Source organism: Mycobacterium syngnathidarum (genome assembly GCF_001942625.1).
Lineage (GTDB): Bacteria > Actinomycetota > Actinomycetes > Mycobacteriales > Mycobacteriaceae > Mycobacterium > Mycobacterium syngnathidarum.
On sequence record NZ_MLCL01000039.1, the window covers coordinates 165617 to 184850 of the forward strand.

Below are 19234 nucleotides of genomic sequence, written 5' to 3' on the forward strand. Positions count from 1 at the left end.
AAGGCCGCAGACATGACCGATACACCTCAAACGCCGAGCGACGGCTACGACACCCGACCCAATCGACTCGGCCAGGTTGCTGCCGTGGTGGGCATCGTCGCCGGGGTCCTCTTCATCGTTGCCGTTATCTTCTTCAGTGGACTGATGATCGGTGCGAGCCGCGGCTATCACAACTGGGGCTACCGCGGCCTATCCGACGACCGGCCGACGAGTTCCTGCCCGATGATGGGCGGCGGGATGATGGGACCCGGAGGCATGATGGGCCCGGGTGGGATGGGACCCGGCCAACACTCACCGATGATGCCGAGCCCATCCCCTACGCCGTCACCACGACCCTGACGCCCGCCACTGGCACAGGCCAGCTAGTTTCTACCGCCGCCAAACGACCGCCGAAGAAGTTATCCACAGCGCGCGATTCATCCTCAGATGCTGCCCCACAAGGGAATTAACCCTTGACACGCCGTCCCGCGCTGGCCCGTGCCGCAATGCACGCGACCACGAAGCCGCCGAGCGCGGACCAGCCCAGCACGCCGTCGAGACCGTGTTTCGCCATCAGCGTCAAAGCCGCCCCGGCAACGCACAACAGCGCGCCGGTCAGCATCGACCGGATGCCGCGGACCTGGACCGCATCGTCCCACCACGGCAGCGGGCGGTGCTCCAACGGTGACAGCAGCCGGAAGGCCACTGCCATGAGGACACCGAAAACGACTGCACGCAACGTCAGATGAGCCCAGAAGCCCGGTGCATGAGGATCGAACGCATCCAGGCCGAGCGCGTGCAGACCGAACGCGGCGATCGCAATCACTGGGATGTGCCACAGGTACAGTGTCATGGCTCCCCCGTTGCCCGTCGCCACCACGTACCAGACCCGTGGACGCGCTGCCCAACGCCGGATCGGATCCGCGGCCGCGATGAACAGACACGGCATCCAGCTGCAGTGCAGCGCCAGCAGCAGGGTGGGCGGTGACACATTCGAGATGCGCTCGGTTCCGGTGACGACGAGGGAAACGTCGTAAATGCCGGTGAGAGCGAGGATTACCTGCGCGGCGAAGGTGACGACCGCGATCGCCATCGCACGCTTGGCACAAATCAGACGGCGTGCGTAGGCCACCCCGATCACCACGGGAATCAACCAGACGATGACCAAGTTGGCAGTGCCCGCCTCGGGTGTGCCCACGGCGAAGCGGATCGCATCCATCGCCCCCGCCGCCGCGAGGAGTCCTGCGGCCAACAGCGCCAGCGCCCGGCCGGTACGCAGGCGCATCAGCGCCGGGACGAAGGCCAGCACCACCAGGTAGACACCCAGGAACCACAGCAGCGCCACGCACTCGCGTCCGAGTGCCGCGGCGGACTCGGTCCCCATCGTCGCGTGCACCGCGATCAGGGCCACCGACCATACCGCCAGGTACCAGAACACCGGCCGGCACAGCCGCTGGGCGCGAGCGAACAACCATCCGCCCCAAGACCGTTCGGCGTGCCAGCTATAAGCCCCCGCGGCCCCGCCGGCGAGGAAGAACAGTGGCATCACCTGCAGTACCCAGGTGATCGGGGCCAGCGCAGGCAACGCGCCGAGGATGTTGCCGACCCGCACGCCCCCGGAATCGATCGTGGCCAACAGCAGCGCGCAGTGCCCGAAGATCACCACCAGCAGCGCACCGAGTCGGGCTACGTCGACCGCGCGGTCGCGGTCGGGTTTGGCGTTGAGCGTCACGGCATCTGCCGACGGCACCACATCGGGACTTGGCATGGGTTCAGTCTGCCGGGCGATGGACCGGGTTGGGATGGGTAGTCCTACCCTGTTTTCCCGGTTTTGACCACAACATCACACCCGCCGCGAGCAGCAACGCCGAGGGCACCGCCCACACCACAAACCACGCCGACCGCCCCGAACCTGCGTTCAGCGCCGCGTCACCCATGGGCACCGTGCGCGCCCACCCGATGAACGCATCAGCCACCGGGAGCACACCGAACAGGTACCGGGTGGTGCGCAGCCCCACCGGCAGTCCGATCAGCTCGACCTGCCGGGTCAGCCGACCGGCCAGATCCCGGTCGCCGTTGGCCCGAGCCGCCGCCAGACCGACCGCCGATGCACTCAGGCTCACCCCGAAAATCAGCGGCCCGCTGTCGACGTCCGCGGAACCGCTGGCGCCGGAGGGGTACTCCAAGACGCCGACCAACCCGGCCTTCCTCGTGACGAACCGGGAAGAAAAGCGCTGCCACTGATCATCCTTGGCTCCGACCACGTCATCGACCGCGGGCCAGAAAGTCTGAATGATGGCCTGGGAAGACCCGCGCGGGCCGGTCAGCGCGCCGGCCCGGTGATCGACTCGGTGTGGCAACAAGCCCGTGTCCGGATCGGCGGCGACCAGTGCCCGCTCGCGCCAGTGGGCAAGGTCCCTGTGCCACGGCAGTGCAAGCAGTGAGATCGCTTCGGCGAGCGCTCCCGCTGCCACAACCGAATCACACGGCCAGAACTGGCCCGGATAGCTGGCCGGAAACGGTGAAGTCGATTGTCCCAGAGCTGAATGCACGATATCGGCCCGTTCCCGCACCGCCGCACGATCCGCATCGGAGCCCGAAGCCTGCGCAATGGCCACAGCCAGGGCCAGTGACCAGCCTGCCGCGAAGATCCCGTGGTCCGGGGTCATGCCGCGACCGAATACTGCCAGGGATTCCGGGGTTTCGATGGCGGCGAGCCGGGTTCGTGCCCGAGCAAGGTACTCGGCGGATCGAGGGACTGCTGCGAGCTGCGCAGCCACGTGAGCCTCGGCCAGGCCGGCCAGCACCCTGGTGAAATATTCGCCTTCCGGGAACAGGCCCTGCATCTCGGTGTCACGCCCGGATGCCAGGGCTGCGTCGAGGAATCCGAGCTGGCGTTCGGCGCGGTCGGGCAGCGGGCCGAACCCGGCGTAGAGCACGTGGGCCAGGGACACGAGTCCGAGCACTATCGCCAGCGTCGCGGCCACCGCCCGTGCCCGTGTCACCATCCTGGGGAGTTTAGGCTCCAACGAGCCTGGCACGCGGTTGCTGGAGCGGTTCCCGTCCCGCCGACCTCGTGAGCGCAGTAGATTGCTGCGGTGGGCAAAAGACGGTTGGCCGGCACCAGGGGCCGATTGCTGGCGCTTGCGGCCTCGGTGACGGTGGCCGCGGGCATGGTGTACGTGCAGAACACCGAGCCGAAATGCTGTGCCGACGTCCCCGCTGCCGAGGCACCTGCCGGCCAGCAACAACCGGCACAGGTTCCCGCTCGCGCCGAGTTGGTTGCGGCTAGCGCGCCCGTTGTCGCGCGCGACTTCCAGTTCTCCCTTCCGAAGGGCCCGGCGCCCGAATCCGGCCTACAGGTCAAGACCATCTGGGTGGCCCGCGCCATCGCCGTGATGTTCCCCGAGATCACCACGATCGGCGGGTACCGGCAGGATCCACTGAAATGGCACCCGAACGGTCTGGCGATCGACGTGATGATCCCGAACTATCACTCCGAGGCAGGCATCGAGCTCGGTAACCAGATCGCCGGATTCGCTCTGGCCAACGCCAAGCGCTGGGGTGTGCTGCACGTGATCTGGCGGCAGGGCCTCTATCCGGGCATCGGCGCGCCCCACTGGACCGCCGACTACGGCAACGAGACCCTCAATCATTTCGACCACATTCACATCGCCACCGACGGTGGTGGCTACCCCACGGGCAACGAAACCTATTTCCTCGGGTCGATGGCGAAGTAGGTGCCGAACCGGCGTGGCCCGCTTGAGTGTCCGTGTGGCGGGTGGGATGCGCAGGCCCGGGGGCGCTCATCCGGATCTAGCTGCTACGCGGCGCTGCTCACATGGTCCGCGGACTCACCGATCCTGGCCGCATCGTCGCCGATGATGGTGCGCAGCAAGGCTTGTTGTTCGTGTTGCCCACGGGCGACAGCGCGTGCCATCCCGGCGGGCGATGCCATCGCCGCGGCGCTGCGGATCAAGTTGACCGGCATCCTCACCAGCGGATACCACGGTGGCATGTAGGCCGGCAGGCCGAGGACACGCATCGCGCTCGGCCCGAGAAACGCGCTGGTGATCGACAGGTGCTGGGCCCACGCCAGCCGACGGCGCAGGGCCCCGCTGCCACGGTAGTGCCACGACAACGGGTCGGCCGCCATCGGAATCGACAACTGCTGCGTCGTCTCGTCGGGAACGGCCAGCGCCGTGGACGTGTGGTAGAGCACGCGGACGCTGTCGCGGAATGACCGAGGCAACCATTCGTCCTCCACGCCGATCAACCAACCGACATAGCGGGTCAGGTGTGCGATGGCGTCGAGTTCTCCTGGCGCAGGCAGGATCCCCATCCCCAGCGCGGCAACCGGCGGGGCGACGAGCGCACCCACCAACGTCGCGGCCATGTCGGTCTGGTTGACGGGCAGACCCCACTCGTCGCCGCGCCAGTCCGGCATCGCCGCGACGTGGCGGCGGACAAAAGAATGGATCAACCGCACGTGCAGGGTGGACCGGTAACCGACACCCAACGGTTCCAGACCGCCATCGGAGATGACGTCCATCGCCCACTGCATCGTCTCGGCGAAGCGCTTGTTGGAGCCCTTCTCCAAGGCGCCGGTGCGCAGCAGCGTCTTGTTGAATCCCGAGAACTGGTAGCCGCCGAGCAATGACACGTCCCGCGCGACGGACATGCCGTCGGATCCACCCCGAAGCAGGGCCCGTTGCCCCTTGCGCAGCTTGTCCCGGTCGACCCAGTCCGGGACGGTTTCCACACCGATGAAGAACTCGCGCAACGGTTCTGGAGCTTCGGGGACATTGTCGATGCCGTCGGCAAGGGCCTTTTCGAACAGCGGACGCATCTGCGCCATCCCGGCCGACGACATCCAGTCGACCAGGCGGTCCATGGGCTCGTCTCCGACCGTCAGCCGCTCACCGAGTCGAAGCCACTGCTGGGCGTCAGGTTCGCGAATGCCCAACAACATCGCGAACGACCGAATCGCGGCGGGAACGCGGACGGGACGTTCGGGATGACGCGCCGGGATGTTCAACGGGACCTCCTGGGCAGAACGGACCGACATGATTGACTACATCCGTAGTCAGAATGTATGCGCCGGGTAGGCTGCTGTCAATGAAGCGCGTACACGTGGTGCGCGGCTACGGCGGCGTCAGTGCGGCCGATCGCCGCACAGAACGACGGGGCAAGTTGCTCGCCGCCGGACGGCAGATCTGGGGCGAATCCGGGATCACCGAGGTCACCGTCCGAGCCGTCTGCACCGAAGCCGGACTGACCTCGCGCTACTTCTACGAGCAATTCCCCAGCCGAGACGCGTTGCTGTTCGCCATTTCCGACGATGTTCGAGACCAACTGCTGACCGCGCTGGTCAACGCAGGCGTCGGCGACCCGGGCACGCTGACCGACAAACTGCGGTCCGCCCTCACCGCGTTCCTCGACATCATTGCGGCCGACCCACACATCCACCGCATCGCCACCGGCGACGTCAGCAGCGTCGCCGGCCTGGCGCAGCACCGCACGCACATCCTGGAGATGATCACCGACTTGATCGTCCAGCTCGCACCGGACGTGCTGCAGGCCACCACACCGAATTCAGCCGAGTTGCGCCGGGGCGCACAGTTCATGGTCGGCGGCGTGAACCAGATCATCGAGTCTTGGCTCGCCGACCCGACCGAAACCACCGAAGAACTCGCCGCCGAGTGTGCGGACCTCTGCGTCGCTGTGGTGCGCGGGGTCACGCGCTCGGAGGCCTAGCTCACCGCCCTCACATCCAGCTCGGTGGCCTGATCGCGTTCGCCACGTCGACAAGCCAGTAGCGATGCCGGCGCCGTGGCGAGTGCCGCGCCAGCTCCCGCAGCGCCTCTTCGATGCCGACGCGCAGACCCCGTTGATCGAAGGCTTGATCGAGAATCGGTTCGCTCGTGGACGTCGCGGCGCCGGACCGCAGCCAGTCGAGGGCGATGCCGAGGACGAACGCACGGATCTGCAGAACGCGCGGCTCGGTGTCGGGCAGGGCACCCACCCGCCGCGCAGCATCGCGCAAGTTCGCCTCGGTGACCTCCGCACATCCGTCGAGCAGCATCACCGCCGAGGTCAGTTCGGCCTCCCCGTAGTGACGCGAGGTCACCGGGACCTGGTCGAGCACCTCGATTGCGGCGGCCCGTTCGCCCTGCCCGGCAAGAAGCCGGGCCAAGCCGAACGCCGCGCTGACCATCGCGTGGTCGGTTCGCCACAACGTTCGGTAGTACCGTGCTGCCAACTGCCGCAATCGTTTCGCATCAGGCAGATCATCCGATGCCGAGAGCAGTTCAGCGGTCGCAGCCGCCGCCAGCTTGGGCGCGGCCTCACCGGGCAGCATGACGACGACCCGCTCGAAACACGCCAGTGCCGCACCGTGATCACCGGTCGACAGGCCGGCGATCCCGTCGTCCCAGTCCTCTCGCCAGTCTTCGTCGGCGCTCTCGACCGGCGCCGGTTCCGGCAGCGCGTGTACGACGTCATGGGCCTGCAGCGCCGCGGCGCGCCGACGGCCGTCGACGAAGACGTCGGTGCCCTGCAATGCCAGATCCGTGCCGAATGTGGTGGTTGGCGCATTGAAGAGCCTCGACGCTCGCGGGCTCGGGGAGCCGGTCTGCTCGGCAAGGATTTCGTGAAGCACACCCCGGCATTGGTCTGCCATATCGTCAACAGATGAGAATCTTTGCGCTGGACGGGGATTGGTGGCACGGACCAGCAACCGATAGAAGGATTCATACCGATCGAACAGAGGCACCTCGTCGCGGGCGGGCAAGGTCTCGGCGTAGGTATCGTTGGGCAGGTCGACGGTCAGCTTGGCCAGCGTCCGGCCGACGGTATAAGACATCGGTGGCGATCGACGGTCCGGTTCGGACGATCTCCGGAGCCTGAAAACCCTTGGTGCCGTATATGTATCCGAAATCCCCGACCCCTGAAACCGCACCCATGTCGATCAACTCGACGTTGTCCTCGGTGAGCATGATGTTCTCGGGTTTGAGGTCGTTGTAGACCAGGCCGAGTGAGTGCAGATAAGCCAGGGCCGGCATCACGTCGAGCAGATAGCCGAGCGCCTGCTCCACCGGCATCATCTGCGTGGTTTCCCCTGACACCGTCCGCGTCTTGTCCAGGACGGCCTCCAGGGTGGTGCCGCCGAGGTACTCCATCACGATGTAGCCGACGGGGCGTCCGTCGAACCCCGGATGTTCGACGAAGTTGTAGATCTTGACGATGCCAGGGTGGTTGACCATCGCGAGGAACTGGCGTTCGGCCACCGCGATCGCCTGCGCCTTCTGCCCACCCGGCTGCAGCAGACCCTTGAGCACCACCCACCGGTCACTGACGTTGCGGTCGATCGCCAGGTAGATCCAGCCGACACCGCCGTGGGCGATACAGCCCTGGACCTCGTACTGGCCCGCAACCAACTCGCCGGTCTCGAGCTGCGGGGAGAACGAGTACAACGCGCCACACTGCGGGCACACCCCTTCGCTAGCCCCCGGCGCACCCGCACTCCCCCGGCCCACCGGTCGCCCGCAGCCACCGCACTCCCGTTTCGACTCGGCGACAACGGGGTTGGTGAGGATTGCGTTGACCGGCTCGATGTCCTGTGCAATCGGGATCTCCACCAGGCCGTCGCCGACCCTGCGCCGGCCGGTGCGCAACCGCGGCCGGGTGGTGGTGCCTTCGACGTTGACCGGTGACGATTCGGTCACCAGCACGGCTCGCGTTCCCTCCTGCCCGGCCATGTCAGTCCCGGTACCTCGGTGACGGCGGGCTCGGCGGCGGGCCGAGGACGGACAGCCATCTGCGGTACAGCGACAACCAGGTTCCGTCGCCACGGATCCGCTCCAGGCTCGCGTTGACGGCTCGCACCAGATCCTCGCGGGACTTGTTCATTCCGATGCCGTAGGGCTCGTCTTCCAAACTGGGGCCGACCAGGTGCAGGTACGGATCCTGCACAGCCATCCCGGCCAAGATCCAATCGTCGGTGCTCACCGCGTCGGCCTGCCCCTGCTGCAGCGCCACCAGACAATCATCCCAATTCTGAACGGCAAGCAGGGTCGCCGTCGGTGCCACCCTGGCCACCGTGGCCAGCGATGTCGTATCCACCTGTGAGCACACGCGTTTGCCCGCCAGGTCAGCCGGCCCGCGGACCGGCGAGGCTTTCGGTACGAGCAGACGCTGCCGGGCATCGAAATACACTGTGGAGAAGGCGATCTGCTCAGCCCGCGCGCAGGTGACCGTCATCGCCTTGACCACGATGTCGACGCTGCCGTCCTGCAGGGCGCTGATGCGTTCGGGCGATGTCAGCAGGCGGAACTCCACCTCGGCGGGGTCACCGAGCAGGTCGCGGGCCACTTCGCGCGCGATGTCGACGTCGAACCCGGCCAGTTCACCCGACACTGGATCGCGAAAGCTCAGCAGATTGGTGCTCTGGTCGATGCCCACCACCAACCGGCCTCGTTGCCGGATCGCCTGCACTGCCGGACCGGGCACATCTGAGGGACGCAAACTCGCTGTGGCATTGCAACTCTCGACCGGAGCCCCGTGGACCCCTGACGCCACCACGGCGCCGCTCGGCGTGGGCACGGTGGTCAACGAGGCCGACACCTGGACGAGTGGCTGCGTCGTGGTGCACCCCGCCACCACAGCGGCGAGGACGAAAAACCCGGCGGCCGCCCGCATCAGTGGTACTCACTCAGTCTCGGCGCGACGCCGGCGGCAACGGCGAGTGCGGCCAACACGCTGATGGCCGCGGCACCGGCGGGTAGCGCATTCAACGCCGCGTACGCCCGGGTGATGCCGTCGCGCTGCCGGTCACGCAATCGGGCGATGTCCTCCCCCAGCGCCTCGTCCAGGCGGGTGAACTGCTCCTTCGAGCTCTGCGGTGTGCCGTCCCGGGCGATCGCGACCGCACCGGGATAGTCACCGCGGGCCAGCTTGTCGCGGATCTCAACATGGGCGGATCTCCAGGCGTGCAGCGCATTCTGCGCTCCGTCCACTGCATGCGCGTCGAGGATCCGGCCGACCTGCCCGGTCCGCTCTTCGAACCGCACATCGGAGAGCGTGTCGGAGCCCCGCTTGAGCAGCCCGAGGATTTCGTCCGCACGGGCCTGCTGAACCAGGATCCGCGCGGTCACCACCGATTCGAGGGGCTCCCCACCCGACGTCCGGGCGGCATTGACGCCACGCAGCAGCACCAGTCCGGCCAACGCCAGCCACACCGCGAGCACCGTCATCAACACCGATGCGACCACCAGGCCGGGGTTGAGACGACGATGGCTGCGCCTGGCCAGGAAAACCTGTGCGACCACCAGCAGTCCCACCGCCAGCACTGCTCCCGCGACCAACGCCGGCGTCACGACGGCCGTCCGTCCGGTCGCCGTGACCGTCTCGGCCTGAGTCCGGTACAGCTGCTCGGCCGCCGGGAGCATGGATTGTTGCAGCAGTGTGGAGGCTTCGCTGAGATACGCCACGCCGATGGGGCGGCCGTCGCGGTTGGCCGCGCGAGCGGTTCCCATGATGCCCGTGTAGACCGCGAGCTGATTGGACAGATCGGTGAGCAACGTCAGTGAGCGAATATCGTTGGGCGATACCCCGTTTGACGCGGTGACCAGGCCGGCCGACGCCTCACCGACGGCGGCGTAATAGCGATCGCGGACATCGCGCGGTTCCACACCGCCGGCCAGAAACGCGGTGGCCGCGGTGGTGTTGGCCGCCGACAGGGCGCTGTAAATGCGTTGCGCCGCATCAGCGAGCGGCTCGGTGTGCAGCCGAAGAGTCTCCAGCTCGCGTTGGCGATCGGCCGTCGTCGCCGACGACGCCACGCCGATGGTGAGCACCGCCGCGATCAGGATGACCGCGATCACCGCTATCCGTCCGGGGGTGGCTCGCAGGAAGTCGACGACCGGGCGGTCCGGTTCCTCGGCGTCGGCGAGCACGGACTCGTCGAGTGTGAGCGTCTGCCGGCTCTCCAACTCACCGCTGTGCACTCGACATCACCTCGTCGCAGGCTGGTCCCGAGCAGCGGAACCGGACTCGATCAAACGCCGATGAATTTCACGGTAGCCCCCACCGACGCGCGGCGTGGCCTTATTACGCGGCTACCACAGTCTCGGAGTCGCCCCCCGTTTTGCGGGCCAGATTCGCTCAAATTACGCCGTCGTCAACCGCGGCGTAGGCGCAGTTGACCGACAAATGTGGTAAAGGCCATATATTTTGCCCCGGTGGGACCGGATCACGCGACGGGCACCGAATTCGGCCGGCAACCCGGCCCGCCCCCAGTCCCGGAAATCCGGGCCGCCCGCGGCCGATGGCATGATTGCTGACCTGCCCCTTCTTCGACGTTCGCCCGGCGTTCACCTGACATTCCCCGGACACCCCTTCCCGTCAACCGCCTGTTGACGTCGCGTGGTGGCGATGGTTGCCAACGGCACTACCAGACAACTTCACGATTCCGGCGATGATCCGCTGCGCCGGTAGGGTCCGGTCCTCGTGGGTAGACACCGTTTGAAAATGGATCGGCGCCGCCGGTCTGCAGCCATGGCTGCGGTCGTCGCGCCTGCCGCCGCATTCCTGGTCGTCGGCGCAGACGCCGGACCGGCCACCAAGGGCGGGGCCGAGGTGGTGCCGGCAGCGGCCGTCGAGCCAGCGGCCGCCCCTGCAGCACCTGCAGTCCGCGCCGATCGCGCCGTACGCCGCAACATGCGTTTCCCGCTGCCCGTCGGCCGCGCGCCGGAAAAGGGCCTGCAGGTCGAGACCATCCTGGCGGCCCGCGCGGTCAGCGCGCGATTCCCCGAAATACTCAACATCGGCGGGGTTCGGGCCGATTCGATGAAGTGGCACCCGAATGGGTTGGCCATCGACGTGATGATCCCGAACTACGCCAGCCCAGAAGGGAAGGCGCTCGGCGACCGCATCGTCGCCTACGTGCTCGACAACGCCGATCGGTTCGGCGTGAACCACGTGATCTTCCGGCAGCACATCATGTACCGCGGCAAGGCTCCCAGAAAGATGTCCGACCGCGGCGGGGACACCGCCAACCACTACGACCACGTGCACATCGCCACCAACGGTGGTGGATTCCCGACCGGGGACGAAACGTATCTGACATAGCCGCTGCCACTCGCCCGGGCAGCGCCCCATGGAATTGCTGAGACTTCGGCGTGCCGGATCAACATCGGACCCAACCAGCGCGATGATGCAGATGTGGTTGTTGATGCGAATGTGACAAGTGGTGCGCCGACACCTGAAACGTCCGGCCCCGAAACCGACCAGGCGCACGGTGAACCGCCAACGGCTGCCGGCGAGCAGTCGCAACAGCGCGTGTGGACGATGCCCAAGCCCGAGGTGGCCCGCAAGAAGGCCGACGAGGCGGGACGGATCGCGCTCAAAGCCGGCACGGCCGTCGTCCGGGCCATCGGCGAGGCCGCTCGATACGGAGCCCGCGCCGCAGGGCAGTTGTCCCGCGCGATCGAAGCCGTGCCACCGACCGTGCGCCTGCTGGCTGTGGCGGGCGTGACGATGCTGTTGGGCATCGTCGGCGCGCTTGCCATGCAGAAACCCCTCGGCGTTCTCTGCATCGTCGTGGTGGTGCCGGTGTGCTCATTCGTCCTCGGCACGCTCGCACACCGTTGGTACAGCGGGCTCGGCAACCAGGCGGTGGCGCGCGCGGAAGGCTCGGCGCAGGCGCCGTCCGCACCGGAGCTTCAGCGTTCAGTCGAATATGTCGACAAGAAGCTCGCCATCGCCCTCACCGCCTTCGGCGCGGAACGTCAGCAACAGGCGATGATCGCCCTTTTCCAGGCCAAGACCGCGGTCGAACTCACGTTAGGGACCGAGCAGGACGAAGCGCCTCACGTCGACGCGCTGCTGTCCGTGGAAAGCCTCGATGCCCGTCCGCGAATCCGGGCCGGCTCCGCACCCAAATCTTTGCGAGAGAGCAACTCTCTGGCGGCGTCATGAACGATCGCCTGTCCGGTCAGGTCGCTCTCATCGAAGACGACTACACCTTGGTCATCAATCGTGGCGCAGAGGCAGGTGTCGTGCCGGGCATGGTCTTCGCCGTGCACTCCGACTCCGATCAGGTGATCACCGATCCCGAATCCGGTAGGGAATTGGGCAGACTCACGCGCGAAAAGCTTCGGGTGAAGGTGTTCGATGTGCAGCCGCTGTTCTCCCGCGCGCACACGTTCGCCAGGACCGACGACTTCTACGGCCTGTTTCAAGCCACAGCGGTGGTCACGGTCGACGTCGGTGACAGCCTGGAGCTGGTGGCGGGTGAAGCCGAGGCTCGGCGGACCGCGTCCGGGTAGTTCATCCGGCGACCACGGGCCGGCGCATACGAATGAAGGCTGGCTGCTTCCCATTCCGGGCGGGTGTGCCGTCACGTCTGCAACGCCGAAGGTCAGGGCATCGGAGCCGACGTTGCCACAGATCAGGTCCGCGAGCGCTTCTGAGTTGCGGCATTTGACTTTCATCTCTTCGGGCTACCCGCAGCGGGGCGGCTCGACGATTGCACATATTGCGATCTATGCATAGGTTCGGGGCAGGCCCCCTGGGTTGAAGGTCCGAACAGCACAGAGGGCCGTGTGCTGCTTGATCCGTGGATGCCCGATGCTTCGGCGATCCCCGCCGACCGAACGATCTGCTTCTCGCAAAGGCGCGGCACACGATTCGCAGTACACAAATGCGAGATGGAGGTAACGGAATGTTCGAATTCACTGAAACCATCACCATCGATGCATCGCCGTCGGCCGTCTGGGACGTGATGATCGATCTTGAAGACTGGTGGCCGCCGTCCAATCCCGAACACGAGAGCCTTGAACGCCTCGATGATCGCGCCATCGAGATCGGCGCCCAGATTCGGATTCGGGAAAAAGTCGCCGGGATTCCCTGCGTCGCCGACGGCGAGATAACCCGCGTTGACCCCATGTCGGCGGTCACGTGGGAAGCACGCGCGCAATACAAATGGTGGGGTGTGTCGGTCCCGATCGGCGAGGGGGTTACCTGGCGCATCCAGCCCGGCGACCAAGACACCACGCAGGTGAGCGCCCACGTGTGGGCAACGTATCCGCGTGGCATGTTCGGCCGTTTCGTGGGCTTCGTTTTCACTCGCCTGCTCGACGGCATCGAGAAGGACCGCGAGCACGCCCGCACCGAACTGCGGTACTTGAAACGAGTCATCGAGGCGGGCGGCTAAGACAGTCGTTCAGGATCGGCGAAACTGGCGATACAGGCCCATGCCCCTGAGGTCACGGTCAGGCCTGCGGCGAAGACCGAATGATGAGGTCCGGCGCTCGGGTTGCGGTACATACCCCTAGCGGGTATGAAAAAGGTGGTCTCGGATTTCTCCGAAACCACCTCTGTACTGCAAAAACTCGGTCGGGCTGACAGGATTTGAACCTGCGACCACTTGACCCCCAGGAGTGTAGATCACTGTTTTCCCTGATTCAGGCCGACGCCCATGTGTCTTTGACCTGCATAAACATAGCAGAGTGGATACGCGGGATTAGCCGTTGAGTGGGAACTATGTGTGAAGTCGGGACGGAGTTCGGGTGGCTCGGCCTGCGCAGGCCGCACGGACTCGGTTCAGAATGTCACGTCCGCACGGTCGGCACCATGCTGTTCGACAGGCTTAGGGCGAGTCGGCGTTCGCGCCGCGCAGAGCCCGGTCACCCGGAGTGCGGTGACACTGACGCCGTGTCGATGAACCTGACTGTTTCCGCATCCACCGATGGCCCCGACGACGCCGAGACGCTGGCGCTGATCCTTGAATCCGTCGCCTCCCAGATCCGCGCGGGAGGCGGTGACCCGGTGCACGCTGACGGAGAATTCGACGTGACCGCCGGCGGGCAGAAGCAGCAGGTGTTCCTGTCGTTCGTCGCGAGATAGTCCGAAGTGGGGCTGGCGACGGCGTCGACCAGCAATCAGCGCCTCCCCGCCGCGGTGGGTCGAAGATGACAAGGGCACGGTGCTGGTGCGGCTGAGCGGGACCAGCTCCGCGGTGCGCAGCCCGGCCCTGGCATCTCTCATCGCTGATCACGGTTTCCCGCCCGGAAGTTGGGTCGCAGACGGTGACGGGTTCCTGTTCGCTGCGGCTTGAGCCGGGCCGGCGCCAATCTGGTTCCAGTTTCGTTTCAGCGCAACCGTTCCGGGATCTGGTGGTCGTATCCGGGCAGCAATTTTCGTTCCCCGAAGCGCGTGGTGTTCTCCGGATCCTCACGCACGAAGTGCGCGACGGTGGACGCCTGGCCTACCAGCTCGCCATCGATGTAGACCTCGGCGGTGCGGTTGTCTCGGGCACCGGCCGGCAGGTAGGTGGCCCGGCCTTCGCGTGCAGCGTTGAGCACGTTGATGCGTAGCTGCTCGAAGTTCGTGCTGCCCATGGATGATTCCTCTCGTCGGCGGATGGCAGCGCGACTCTGCCCGCGCCGTTCTCCGACCGGCGAACGCGGCGCGTCGCGGTCCTCCCGCCGGATCACTCTCAGGACGTGACATCGCGGCGGGGGTGGCGAGATGCGCCTGCCCACTGGTGCTGGTCGCGCCGTGCACACCGGTGATGTGCGGGCCCTGCCACGATGCCGACATGACCTACAACGGACGCGCGGTGCTCGAACAGGTCGCCGCACAACACAGATGGGCCACCGTCTCGGTGACCCCGTGCTTCGAAGACCAGGAGCAGGTCGTCTACGGCCGTGACGGTATCGAGATTCTGATCGTGTGGACGCCACTGAACACCGCGACGGCCGTGGTGAAGAACTACGGAAAGCCCGATGAGTCTGTGGCGAACGGTCCACTGGGCCTGGTCACCGCTCGCGGCTGGATGGAGGAGAACCGCTGATGTCGATCATCGATGGCGGCGTTGAGAAGACCCTGACCTACGACGAGGCCGCGGCGATCCTGGCCGAGCCCGGCTACGACGCCTACGGCCGCCTACGGCTCTACGGGGTCATCGCAGACGGTGAATCCGCCGGCCAGCTCACCGCCATCAAGTCGCAGCAGAATCTCGACCGGTTCAGCTACACCCACATCTGCTCCGTCGAAAGGTAAGGCGCCGTGGTCGAACTCGGCAATGTTGTCAAGACCGCTAATGGCGCGATCGGCGCCGTCGTCGACTGGCTCGACCACGGGATGCGTCCAGGCATCTTCACCATTGAGTGGGACGAGACCACGTTCACCGGTGACGCACCCCCACGCCACTGGACGCGCGCGCAAAGCGAAGCCTTGACAATCCTGAGCTGATCTCCTCCAAAAGCACTCGCGCCGAGCATCGTGCTCCCGTGCGATGGCTGCCACTATGCGCGCATGCCAACACACGGTGGACTCGACGATGCCCAACGCCAACAACTCTGCGAATCGAAAGTGACGCTCGACGGGGAGCCAGCACGCATCATCGGCTGGGCCCACCCATTCGCCACGGTGTCGCGTAGCGATGGGCGAGGCGGCCGCGTCGAATTCGCATGGGCGACAGCAGCCCGCATCGTGGATGCCGGCGGGGCATTCCAGTCGTGAGCACCGCGACTGTCTTCGTGCACCTGGACTACGACGTGTGGGACCACCGCGAGACCGAAGCGATCCGGGTGTCGCGCCACGGCCGCGCCGACGTGTACCTCCCCCAAGGCCAGCGAGCCACCGGGCAGTGGGACGACGCCAACACCGCCGCCGTCGCCGGCGCGATCGCACACCGCTTCGGTCTCGATGACGAGGAACGCAGCCGCGGCGTGTTCGTGGAAGCAGCCGCGGCGATCGAGCAGAACGACCCGCGCTGGATCGTCACCTTCGCGCTCTGAGAACAGCAGCGTGACCCTCCGCTGCTCTGTCGTGCGCGCCGCGATGTCGTCGACGTTGAGGAGACCTGGACCGGATCGGAGCAATTGCTCGGATCTGTGACGGGAAATGCCGCACCGGCGCCACTACGACAGCGATTGATCGGCCGCGGCTGTCGAGTCAGTCAGCCGCGGCCAGGAGACATCGACCAACTCACCATGGATCTCGGTGGCGTAGCGCTCTGCTTCGCCATACTCCGCCTCGGTGAAGCACCGCACGGCGAATGGATTTCCGTCAGCGCGCACGAGGATGGTGAGATCCTTCAGCTCGACATCCCGGCGAGCTGGTTTGACGCGCTGCACCATCTCCTCAGCCATGCACAGCATCTTCGCACCGAGGCTCGACAGCTTCGGACATTGGGGGACGTGATGTGCGTCAGTGTCGCGGCCCGCCGTGTCCCGCCCTCCGAGCCCGCAGCTGCGCCTGGAGCTGTTGGTGGTGACAGGCGCTGGCACCGCAGCGGACCGGAGCACCGCTCAGCTCCCGAGCTGCAGTGTTCGTCGCCCGCGGCGGCTGCTGTCAGACGGTCAGGTCCAGGATCATGGCGCTCTTCACGAAGTTGCCGCCGTCGTCGGCTAGGCCGATGATCCGGGTCGGTCCACGCTGCGCGGTGTAGCGGATGTGGTAGTGGCCGTGGTACAGCAGCGTTGGCGTGGTGGCGTCTACAACCTCGCCGACAAGCTGCCGATGCAGGTCGGCCTGGTACAGCTCGGCTGGCGGGAAACCGCCGGGCAGACCCGGGATCTCGTAGCCGTCCGGTGCATCGTGCGCGACGATCACGTCGACCGGGCCGCCGCTGATCGCGTGGGAGACATCAGATGCGGTGAGACGTTCCTCGGGCCACCAGCTCACGCCGGGCTTGCGCATGGGGCGGTCCACCGAGTGCGCGCCACCCAAGGCCATCCACGTCTTGCCGTGCCAGCGCCAGCGCAGGCCGCGCGGCAGGTGGAAGATGTGCGGCCGGATCTGGCGCAGTCCCGTGTCGGGGTCAGCCGGCATGTCGTACAGCGCATCAAAGCATTCATGGTTGCCGTCGACCCAAAGCACGGTGACGCCGTGACGTGCACAGGCCGTGTCGATCTCGTTGAGATAGTCGTCGGTACGACGCCCCGGAACCCAGAATCCAAAATCTCCAAGCTGCAGCAGCACCGGGATGCCGCGGACACCTGCGGACAGGATCAGCGACGTCGCCCAGCCAGTGTTGCCGTGCCAGTCGCCGGCGAGCATCACCGTGCTGGGCCCCGGCTCGTGCAGAACGGTCCTCATCGAATCATGGTCCGCGACAGAAGCGATGTGGAGCAATTGGTTTTCGGATCAGAGCCTGTGGCGGATCTGATGCGGGCCAAATGAATTCGGGGTCGGCGGATCGCCTCGCGACGGGCCCCGGCGGGCAGGTAACTGGCCAGATCCTGGTGCGTGGCGATTGAGCGCAACTCTGCGCAGCTCAGCTCAGCAGTCGCGGGACTGTTGACAGAGAAAATATGCGAGGCCCCGACTGGAGCCGGGGCCTCGCATCCCACGTGTGTTCCACCACCAAGGAGAACGCCTCCAATATATATCGCAGAACCAGCCACCACCAGGGTCGACACCTGCACTCGACCTCACTCTCCCTGCCATTTGAGGAAGTCGAGCACGATCCAGCAAATAGCGCCGATGATTGTGGCGTACACCAACATGCCGAGGTCCGCCAGGTAGAGGCAGCCCAGTACCGAACCGACCGAGCCAGCGGTGATGAGAATCATGACGCGTCGGGTCATCGCACAACCAGATCGGCGATCAGGCCTGCTAGACAAGGGTTCTCACCGATGGCAGCTCCGGCCAGCACCGCGGCACACAACAGTGTGGTTGCGAGGACGAGCCGGCGTGCGGTGCGTTCGTGCATGGTGCGATTCCATGGCAGTTGCCGCCGCGGGGAGCTGATTCCGCCTCGCATCCCAACCTCCTTCTATCTCTATTTTGGAGATTACAGTGCTGCGGTGGCGACAGCGCGGATTCAGCACACCCGTGTGTCGTGCACTCTCCACGGAGTCTTGAGACACCGGATCAGCTGCGGCGCACTCTCGCAGCGGTCACCTGCATCCGTGGAATGCGGGTACAGCCTGATTCCGGAAGCGGAACCGGCTTCGCGACAGGCACTGTCACGTGCCCTCTACTTGCACATAGTCCGACCGTTTCAGCCGACCAGCTGTGTCGGCGTGTCGTGCATGCCGACTCGTCGGAGTAGTCGACGTGCGCGAGCATCGCGACGTGTACGAAGCAAAGTGCCGGCAAAACGCCCGGCCAACGGAGGACCTGAGATGACGTGCATGGATGCCTGTGGAGGCGACTCACGAGCCTCGCGATTCTCGTTGATGATTGCCCATTCCAGTCTCTATGTCCTGCCCTGCTGGCTGGCTGTGTGTATCGCGTCGTGGTTTGGCCTTCTGGGACCCACCAGCCGCTTCACGGCCGGCACGGTGATGGCCGTGTGTGTACTGGCGGCGCTAGCGCATCGGCTCAGGGGGCAGTTGTGTGTTCGTTGCATTGAGGAAGTGCCTACCGACGCCCCACTCCGCGCCCAGCGGAAGAAGCGCTGGCTCTGGTTGGCCCATTTTGTTACCCGGCCATCGGGGATAGCGGTGACGATCACTGTCTTGGTCGGCCCGCAGCTATTGTCGCTCGCACTTCCGGGCGCTCTATCAACCGGAATCTGGTCCACTCGCCTTCGAATTCCGATGGACCTCTGGTTGTTCGCCATTCTGTACTCGGAGACGACCCACTACCGGCTTCTGCTGTGGTGTCCGTACTGCCGCGGCTGGGATGACGGTGAGCCCGAACCGTCGCCAGACCCCACTGTGTTTGGCACCAAGACCGCGCGTTGAAGGCGGCCGAACCGCGTCGCGTTCGTCGGCAGCCTCAGACATCGCCTACCTTTCGCCCCAATCGCCTTCGTCGTGGGGCGGGAGTCGTCTTCGAGCCGGGCCGCGACCCCGGCCGATTTCGGCGGTCAGCCCCCTTAGCCTTGATCCACCGATGAATGGGCTGGTTGTTGGGGTGTCGGAATGAGGAAAGTGCCCTCTGAGCTGGAAAGATTGGTGTTCTCTACGCAACAATCCGACCAGCACAAGAAAGGCACTTCCAGTGCGAGTGTCCCACACGTTCGGTCCCGACTCCGCGGTGTTCGACGAGGACAACCTCGTGTCGTGCGCCGGGCTGGTCCCGGTGATGGCCCTGGCCGAGCAAGCTGGCCTGACACGGTTGTTGGACAACACAATTCACATCAGGTCGTCTCGGGTCAAGTCCGGGGCGGCTAACCCTCGATCCACCGATGAATCGCCTGTTCGGAGGGTGTTGATGTAAGGAAAGTGCCCTTTGAGCTGGGATGATTGGAGTTACCACACTTCGATCAGCCCACGTTCAGAAAGGCGCTTCC

General features: G+C 65.8%; 25 protein-coding genes and 1 pseudogene. 14 read left to right on the forward strand and 12 right to left on the reverse strand.

The window, feature by feature from the left end:
* Nucleotides 1–12: 12 nt before the first annotated feature.
* A complete protein-coding gene (locus tag BKG60_RS13020; RefSeq protein ID WP_070946114.1) occupies nt 13–339 on the forward strand; it encodes a hypothetical protein in 327 nt (108 codons plus the stop codon).
* 106 nt (nt 340–445) lie between these two features.
* Here the strand turns inward: BKG60_RS13020 and BKG60_RS13025 are convergent, their stop codons facing one another.
* A complete protein-coding gene (locus tag BKG60_RS13025; protein WP_070946113.1) occupies nt 446–1747 on the reverse strand; it encodes an acyltransferase family protein in 1302 nt (433 codons plus the stop codon).
* Between the two features lie 4 nt (nt 1748–1751).
* A complete protein-coding gene (locus BKG60_RS13030) occupies nt 1752–2987 on the reverse strand; it encodes a hypothetical protein (protein ID WP_070946112.1) in 1236 nt (411 codons plus the stop codon).
* An 81-nt stretch (nt 2988–3068) separates the two neighbouring features.
* Here BKG60_RS13030 and BKG60_RS13035 point away from each other — a divergent pair, with 81 nt between their 5' ends.
* Nucleotides 3069–3719 (forward strand): VldE C-terminal domain-containing protein, encoded by a 651-nt coding sequence (locus BKG60_RS13035; RefSeq protein WP_374243602.1) that lies wholly within the window; start codon nt 3069–3071, stop codon nt 3717–3719.
* A gap of 83 nt (nt 3720–3802) precedes the next feature.
* Here BKG60_RS13035 and BKG60_RS13040 read toward each other — a convergent pair whose 3' ends face one another.
* On the reverse strand, nt 3803–5047 hold the full coding sequence (locus tag BKG60_RS13040; RefSeq protein WP_070946111.1) for an oxygenase MpaB family protein: 1245 nt from the start codon (nt 5045–5047) through the stop codon (nt 3803–3805).
* Between the two features lie 50 nt (nt 5048–5097).
* Between BKG60_RS13040 and BKG60_RS13045 the strand changes: the two genes are divergently transcribed.
* Nucleotides 5098–5736, forward strand: a complete 639-nt coding sequence (locus tag BKG60_RS13045; protein ID WP_070946171.1) for a TetR/AcrR family transcriptional regulator — start codon at nt 5098–5100, stop codon at nt 5734–5736.
* 10 nt (nt 5737–5746) lie between these two features.
* Here the strand turns inward: BKG60_RS13045 and BKG60_RS32470 are convergent, their stop codons facing one another.
* Genes BKG60_RS32470 through BKG60_RS13060 form a run of 4 tightly spaced genes read right to left on the reverse strand, consistent with a single transcriptional unit; the run spans nt 5747 to nt 9986 of the window.
* Entirely contained in the window at nt 5747–6844 is a 1098-nt protein-coding gene (locus BKG60_RS32470) for a tetratricopeptide repeat protein (RefSeq protein WP_239252662.1), read from the reverse strand.
* On the reverse strand, nt 6732–7739 hold the full coding sequence (locus tag BKG60_RS32475; protein WP_239252659.1) for a serine/threonine protein kinase: 1008 nt from the start codon (nt 7737–7739) through the stop codon (nt 6732–6734). The genes BKG60_RS32470 and BKG60_RS32475 overlap by 113 nt, the downstream gene beginning before the upstream one ends.
* Before the next feature lies 1 nt (nt 7740).
* Complete coding sequence (locus tag BKG60_RS13055) at nt 7741–8679, reverse strand: glutamate ABC transporter substrate-binding protein (RefSeq protein WP_075909667.1); 939 nt, start codon at nt 8677–8679, stop codon at nt 7741–7743.
* Nucleotides 8679–9986, reverse strand: coding sequence for a hypothetical protein (locus BKG60_RS13060; protein WP_070946109.1), 1308 nt, complete (start codon nt 9984–9986; stop codon nt 8679–8681). Before BKG60_RS13060 ends, BKG60_RS13055 begins: the two co-directional genes overlap by 1 nt.
* A 502-nt stretch (nt 9987–10488) precedes the next feature.
* Here BKG60_RS13060 and BKG60_RS13065 point away from each other — a divergent pair.
* The 5 genes from BKG60_RS13065 (at nt 10489) to BKG60_RS13085 (ending at nt 13887) form a co-directional block, all read left to right on the forward strand.
* Entirely contained in the window at nt 10489–11109 is a 621-nt protein-coding gene (locus tag BKG60_RS13065; protein ID WP_070946108.1) for a VldE C-terminal domain-containing protein, read from the forward strand.
* 93 nt (nt 11110–11202) lie between these two features.
* Nucleotides 11203–11958: a hypothetical protein gene (locus BKG60_RS13070; protein ID WP_070946107.1), complete on the forward strand. Its 756-nt coding sequence runs from the start codon at nt 11203–11205 to the stop codon at nt 11956–11958.
* On the forward strand, nt 11955–12308 hold the full coding sequence (locus BKG60_RS13075) for a hypothetical protein (protein ID WP_120764905.1): 354 nt from the start codon (nt 11955–11957) through the stop codon (nt 12306–12308). The genes BKG60_RS13070 and BKG60_RS13075 overlap by 4 nt, the downstream gene beginning before the upstream one ends.
* Nucleotides 12309–12703: 395 nt before the next feature.
* Nucleotides 12704–13195 carry an SRPBCC family protein gene (locus BKG60_RS13080; RefSeq protein ID WP_070946106.1) on the forward strand — a complete coding sequence of 164 codons (492 nt, stop codon included), beginning with the start codon at nt 12704–12706 and terminating at the stop codon, nt 13193–13195.
* A 500-nt stretch (nt 13196–13695) separates the two neighbouring features.
* A complete protein-coding gene (locus BKG60_RS13085) occupies nt 13696–13887 on the forward strand; it encodes a hypothetical protein (RefSeq protein WP_075909668.1) in 192 nt (63 codons plus the stop codon).
* Nucleotides 13888–14132: 245 nt separating this feature from the next.
* Here BKG60_RS13085 and BKG60_RS13090 read toward each other — a convergent pair whose 3' ends face one another.
* Nucleotides 14133–14381, reverse strand: a complete 249-nt coding sequence (locus BKG60_RS13090) for a hypothetical protein (protein WP_019346312.1) — start codon at nt 14379–14381, stop codon at nt 14133–14135.
* Between the two features lie 200 nt (nt 14382–14581).
* On the opposite strand from BKG60_RS13090, the gene BKG60_RS31695 reads away from it, so the two are divergent.
* The 5 genes from BKG60_RS31695 to BKG60_RS13110 all read left to right on the forward strand — a co-directional run bounded on the left by BKG60_RS31695 (nt 14582) and on the right by BKG60_RS13110 (nt 15785).
* Entirely contained in the window at nt 14582–14836 is a 255-nt protein-coding gene (locus tag BKG60_RS31695) for a hypothetical protein (protein ID WP_019346313.1), read from the forward strand.
* Nucleotides 14836–15045, forward strand: coding sequence for a hypothetical protein (locus BKG60_RS13100; protein ID WP_019346314.1), 210 nt, complete (start codon nt 14836–14838; stop codon nt 15043–15045). The genes BKG60_RS31695 and BKG60_RS13100 overlap by 1 nt, the downstream gene beginning before the upstream one ends.
* A 6-nt stretch (nt 15046–15051) precedes the next feature.
* Complete coding sequence (locus tag BKG60_RS13105) at nt 15052–15237, forward strand: hypothetical protein (protein ID WP_019346315.1); 186 nt, start codon at nt 15052–15054, stop codon at nt 15235–15237.
* A gap of 63 nt (nt 15238–15300) precedes the next feature.
* The gene (locus BKG60_RS31700; protein ID WP_047038453.1) at nt 15301–15507 is read left to right on the forward strand and encodes a hypothetical protein; all 207 of its coding nucleotides are present in this window, start codon (nt 15301–15303) and stop codon (nt 15505–15507) included.
* Nucleotides 15504–15785, forward strand: a complete 282-nt coding sequence (locus BKG60_RS13110; RefSeq protein WP_075909669.1) for a hypothetical protein — start codon at nt 15504–15506, stop codon at nt 15783–15785. The genes BKG60_RS31700 and BKG60_RS13110 overlap by 4 nt, the downstream gene beginning before the upstream one ends.
* 123 nt (nt 15786–15908) lie before the next feature.
* On the opposite strand, the gene BKG60_RS13115 is transcribed toward BKG60_RS13110, so the two are convergent.
* The 4 genes from BKG60_RS13115 to BKG60_RS31705 form a co-directional block, all read right to left on the reverse strand.
* Complete coding sequence (locus tag BKG60_RS13115; RefSeq protein ID WP_075909675.1) at nt 15909–16139, reverse strand: hypothetical protein; 231 nt, start codon at nt 16137–16139, stop codon at nt 15909–15911.
* 202 nt (nt 16140–16341) lie between these two features.
* The gene (locus BKG60_RS13120; RefSeq protein ID WP_075909670.1) at nt 16342–17088 is read right to left on the reverse strand and encodes a metallophosphoesterase family protein; all 747 of its coding nucleotides are present in this window, start codon (nt 17086–17088) and stop codon (nt 16342–16344) included.
* Between the two features lie 335 nt (nt 17089–17423).
* Nucleotides 17424–17579, reverse strand: a complete 156-nt coding sequence (locus BKG60_RS31965; RefSeq protein ID WP_165688710.1) for a hypothetical protein — start codon at nt 17577–17579, stop codon at nt 17424–17426.
* The gene (locus BKG60_RS31705; RefSeq protein ID WP_131827517.1) at nt 17576–17755 is read right to left on the reverse strand and encodes a hypothetical protein; all 180 of its coding nucleotides are present in this window, start codon (nt 17753–17755) and stop codon (nt 17576–17578) included. The genes BKG60_RS31965 and BKG60_RS31705 overlap by 4 nt, the downstream gene beginning before the upstream one ends.
* A 1187-nt stretch (nt 17756–18942) precedes the next feature.
* Between BKG60_RS31705 and BKG60_RS32480 the strand changes: the two are divergent.
* Nucleotides 18943–19119, forward strand: a pseudogene (locus BKG60_RS32480) (IS1380 family transposase); the annotation flags it as partial.
* Nucleotides 19120–19234 lie beyond the last annotated feature (115 nt).

Bases quoted from the DNA above. Each gene is read 5' to 3' on its own strand.
- BKG60_RS13075 (WP_120764905.1), top strand. From the start codon at position 11,955: ATGAACGATCGCCTGTCCGGTCAGGTCGCTCTCATCGAAGACGACTAC.
- BKG60_RS13080 (WP_070946106.1), top strand. From the start codon at position 12,704: ATGTTCGAATTCACTGAAACCATCACCATCGATGCATCGCCGTCGGCC.
- BKG60_RS13030 (WP_070946112.1), bottom strand. From the start codon at position 2,987: ATGGTGACACGGGCACGGGCGGTGGCCGCGACGCTGGCGATAGTGCTC.
- BKG60_RS13120 (WP_075909670.1), bottom strand. From the start codon at position 17,088: ATGAGGACCGTTCTGCACGAGCCGGGGCCCAGCACGGTGATGCTCGCC.
- BKG60_RS13100 (WP_019346314.1), top strand. From the start codon at position 14,836: ATGTCGATCATCGATGGCGGCGTTGAGAAGACCCTGACCTACGACGAG.
- BKG60_RS13025 (WP_070946113.1), bottom strand. From the start codon at position 1,747: ATGCCAAGTCCCGATGTGGTGCCGTCGGCAGATGCCGTGACGCTCAAC.
- BKG60_RS13040 (WP_070946111.1), bottom strand. From the start codon at position 5,047: ATGTCGGTCCGTTCTGCCCAGGAGGTCCCGTTGAACATCCCGGCGCGT.
- BKG60_RS31705 (WP_131827517.1), bottom strand. From the start codon at position 17,755: ATGCGAGGCGGAATCAGCTCCCCGCGGCGGCAACTGCCATGGAATCGC.
- BKG60_RS13115 (WP_075909675.1), bottom strand. From the start codon at position 16,139: ATGGCTGAGGAGATGGTGCAGCGCGTCAAACCAGCTCGCCGGGATGTC.
- BKG60_RS13090 (WP_019346312.1), bottom strand. From the start codon at position 14,381: ATGGGCAGCACGAACTTCGAGCAGCTACGCATCAACGTGCTCAACGCT.
- BKG60_RS13020 (WP_070946114.1), top strand. From the start codon at position 13: ATGACCGATACACCTCAAACGCCGAGCGACGGCTACGACACCCGACCC.
- BKG60_RS31700 (WP_047038453.1), top strand. From the start codon at position 15,301: ATGCCAACACACGGTGGACTCGACGATGCCCAACGCCAACAACTCTGC.
- BKG60_RS32470 (WP_239252662.1), bottom strand. From the start codon at position 6,844: ATGTCTTATACCGTCGGCCGGACGCTGGCCAAGCTGACCGTCGACCTG.
- BKG60_RS32475 (WP_239252659.1), bottom strand. From the start codon at position 7,739: ATGGCCGGGCAGGAGGGAACGCGAGCCGTGCTGGTGACCGAATCGTCA.
- BKG60_RS31965 (WP_165688710.1), bottom strand. From the start codon at position 17,579: ATGACCCGACGCGTCATGATTCTCATCACCGCTGGCTCGGTCGGTTCG.
- BKG60_RS31695 (WP_019346313.1), top strand. From the start codon at position 14,582: ATGACCTACAACGGACGCGCGGTGCTCGAACAGGTCGCCGCACAACAC.
- BKG60_RS13045 (WP_070946171.1), top strand. From the start codon at position 5,098: ATGAAGCGCGTACACGTGGTGCGCGGCTACGGCGGCGTCAGTGCGGCC.
- BKG60_RS13055 (WP_075909667.1), bottom strand. From the start codon at position 8,679: ATGCGGGCGGCCGCCGGGTTTTTCGTCCTCGCCGCTGTGGTGGCGGGG.